Genomic DNA, 3,551 nt, shown 5'->3' on the forward strand with positions numbered 1-3,551 from the left:
GCAGCGTGGTTCATAACTTTCTTTTTCACCCAAAAGAATTTTTGATTCACTAGTAGCCGTGCGGAATGAATAAGTTGCCGGTCCGCCACATTGTACGCAAACAGCATGCACCTTTGTTACGAGTTCAGCAATTGACATCAATGCGGGCATAGGTCCAAAAGGTTTTCCTTGGAAGTCCATATCAAGGCCTGCAATTACTACACGTATTCCTCTGTTTGCTAGCTTATTACAAACATCGGGCAGTTCATCATCAAAAAATTGGGCTTCATCAATTCCAACCACTTCTGTATTTGCTCCTAACAAAAGTATGGATGCTGCGTTTTCAACTGGGGTAGAATGGATAGAATTCAGGTCATGAGAAACCACAGAGTTTTCGTCATAGCGAGTATCTGTTTTGGGCTTGAAGATTTCAACATTTAGTTTAGCTATTTGCGCCCGACGTAGCCTTCTGATCAGCTCTTCTGTTTTTCCAGAAAACATGGAACCGCAAATAACTTCAATGCTGCCACCTAGTTCTTTTCTTTGTTTGAAATTATGTTCACTGAATAACATTCTGCTCTTTTCCCTGCTTTTTTTCTAGCAACTAATATCTGAAATTTCTGCCGGATTGATGGTGTAAGGGATTAAAATTTAGTCCCAGTTGTAGATAAATGTCCTTATATTTGTTTAAGCAAAATGCTTATCAGCGCCATTTATGGGCTGATCTGAGGCCAAAAACCTATTTTTAAAATGATAATGAATAAGAAAGAAATTTTTAAGAAAGTTGGAGGTATTATTACTGAACTCAATGAACAATTTGAATATCTCTCTCAAAATCCAGATAATTTAAATGAGCTTGAATTGGAGCTTTTTGCTGCGAGTGCTGATTTTCTTTCAGACCACATCTCAATACTTTTAAAATTAAATACAGCCTCAAGCCAAATCATACAAGAAACCATGGTTTCTGAAATCAAAGATGAGGAAATCATTGATTTGGTTCAGGAAAGTATTGAATTACAGGAACAGGAGGTTTATGTAGATGATGTAAATGAATTAGAAAATGAAGAAGATGTAGAATATGTGGAAGAGGTGAGTAAACCCGATTGGAAGTTCAGCATCGAAAATGAAAGTGTTGTTTCTTTTGATTTTGAAGATAAAAATACGGATGAGTTATTTGATCGGCCGCTAACTGAAGATGAATTACAGGTGATTAATGAGAAAACACACTTAAAAATAATTCCTGAACCAGAATCTGATATTCAGTGGGGTAATCCTGTGGAGCTTGAAAACCTGCCGCCTGTAATTCCTGAACAACCTGTTGAAGTGGTTCCAGTTGATATAATTGAATTCGAGCCAGTTGCAATTCTCGAAGAGGAAACTCCACAGCCACTTACCCTAAATGAGATTCTTTCTACTCAATCTTCTTCAGATACTGTATCTAGTCAATTTAACCAAAGGCAATTCAAAGACCTAAAAGGATTGATCAGCCTGAATGATAAGCTTCAGTTTGTTCGAGATCTTTTTAATGGTTATAGTCTTGCCTATACTGAGGCAATTGAGTTACTAGATCGTTTTGAAAGCTTTGAAGCAGCTGATAATTTCCTTAAACAAAATTATGCTGCAAAAAATAGCTGGTCAGAAAAACAGGATGTTGCAGATAAATTTTATGAAATTTTGAATCGTCGGTTTACTAAATAATACCCATACGGTTTGAATCGAATTTTAGTAGGATAAAGAGCAGGATTGTAAAGCTCCATAGCGATGAACCTCCGTAACTTAGAAACGGCAACGGAATCCCAATCACAGGAATCAGTCCGATAGTCATTCCAATATTAATGAAAATGTGAAAAAATAATATGGATGCCACTCCATATCCGTAGATTCTTGCAAATGAAGATCGCTGTCGCTCAGCAATATTTATAATTCGGATAAGCAGGAACAGATAAAGCCCGATAACAAATAAGCATCCAATAAATCCCCACTCTTCACCAATAGTGCAAAATATAAAGTCTGTACTCTGTTCGGGTACAAAATTATATTTAGTTTGTGTACCCTGTAGATAGCCCTTTCCCCAAATACCTCCAGAGCCGATTGCAATTTTAGATTGATTCAGGTTATATCCAATTCCGCGTGGGTCGTCTACTTTTCCAAGAATTAAATCTATCCGATTTCGTTGATGAGGTTTTAGGATCTGGTTATAGGCATAATCGACTGAAAATATAAACAAGATTGAAAACAGAACTCCAAACCCCGTTACCGTAATCATTTTTTTACTTTTTCGATAGTAATAGAAAATAATTCCTGCAACTACAATAATCCCAGCAAGCACAATGTATTTATTGTAAAGAACGGTCAAAATGAAAAGCAAGATGGAGAGGCCTTCGATCACTAAAAAGTATCCTGAGAGGCCCTCACGGTAAAGCAATAGTATTAATGAACTAAAGGTTAAAGCCGATCCTGCATCGGGTTGCAAGAGTATGAGTACCGTTGGTAATAGAATGATTAAAGCTGCAACTAGCTGTGTTCTAATTTCCTGCACTTTTATTGTTCCTGAACTAAGATATCGTGCAAGAAGAAGGCAGGTAGCAAATTTTGCAAATTCAGAAGGCTGAAGCCTAAAGCTACCTATTGGTATCCAAGCCTGATTACCACCAACATTCCGTCCAATTATGAGCACCAGGATAAGCAGAATGATTGTTATTACATAAAATATAGGAGAAAAAGTAGTAAAGAACTTGCTGTCGAGCAGGAGTATGGCAAAGCCAATAATGATGGCCGAAATAATAAAAATCAGTTGTTTTCCATAATTAGTGTCTAGATCCAAAATAGTTGGATTCAATGGATCATAAACCGCCGCATGGATATTGAACCATCCAATCATGCATAAACCAATGTAGGTTAAGATGACAAACCAATCTACATTAAAAAAGAGGCTACGTTGATTATTCATTCGTTCTAATTACTCGGTTTGGCTTTTCATTGGTGTTAGTAGTTGAACTAATAGTATTGCTCGCAATCTTCTTAGATACTGGAGAAAACTGGATAGCACCTGGCAATAAATTAGCCTGCATTATACGGTCTACATAGATCTGGGGCCTGCTGATTGTCTTTTTTATGTACTTTTCAACCATTAAGCTGGCTATTGGTGCCGACCAAGTTGCACCGGATCCTGCATTTTCAACAATTACAGCTATAGCGATTTTTGGATTATCACGCGGGGCAAAAGCAACAAATACAGAATGGTCTTTCCCATGTGGATTTTGTACAGTACCGGTCTTGCCACACATTTCTATATCTTCGATTTTCGAATACCAAGCCGTGCCACTGGGTTGATTTACTACAGCACTCATTCCATCGATTACTACATTAAAATATTTTGAATCGATACCTGCATTGTTTTTTTGCAGGTATTCCTTTTTTATAACTTTTTTGCTCCCAATGGCCTTGATTAGATGTGGTTTATAAAAGAACCCACGATTGGCTACAATGGCCATTACATTGGCCATTTGTAATGGAGTAATACCCAGTTCTCCTTGTCCGATAGAAAGAGATATAGTATAGGCTGATCCCCA

4 protein-coding genes are annotated in these 3,551 nt (G+C 37.3%); 1 reads left to right on the top strand and 3 read right to left on the bottom strand.

Annotated elements, in window-relative coordinates:
- A partial coding sequence (locus ACIQZ6_RS12435; RefSeq protein ID WP_395811574.1) for a thymidine kinase occupies window positions 1-552 on the bottom strand: 552 nt, incomplete at its 3' end.
- Window positions 553-735: 183 nt separating this feature from the next.
- On the opposite strand from ACIQZ6_RS12435, the gene ACIQZ6_RS12440 reads away from it, so the two are divergent.
- Window positions 736-1,677, top strand: a complete 942-nt coding sequence (locus tag ACIQZ6_RS12440; protein WP_395811576.1) for a hypothetical protein — start codon at window positions 736-738, stop codon at window positions 1,675-1,677.
- On the opposite strand, the gene rodA is transcribed toward ACIQZ6_RS12440, so the two are convergent.
- Both rodA and ACIQZ6_RS12450 read right to left on the bottom strand, forming a co-directional pair.
- Entirely contained in the window at window positions 1,670-2,929 is a 1,260-nt protein-coding gene (gene rodA / locus ACIQZ6_RS12445; RefSeq protein ID WP_395811578.1) for a rod shape-determining protein RodA, read from the bottom strand. The two genes, ACIQZ6_RS12440 and rodA, sit on opposite strands and share 8 nt — an antisense overlap.
- Window positions 2,922-3,551, bottom strand: a 630-nt coding sequence (locus ACIQZ6_RS12450) for a penicillin-binding transpeptidase domain-containing protein (RefSeq protein ID WP_395811580.1), incomplete at its 5' end; no start/stop codon positions are given. The genes rodA and ACIQZ6_RS12450, both read right to left, overlap by 8 nt.

The sequence above is a fragment of the Daejeonella sp. genome (assembly GCF_044348475.1).
Taxonomy (GTDB): Bacteria; Bacteroidota; Bacteroidia; order Sphingobacteriales; family Sphingobacteriaceae; genus Daejeonella.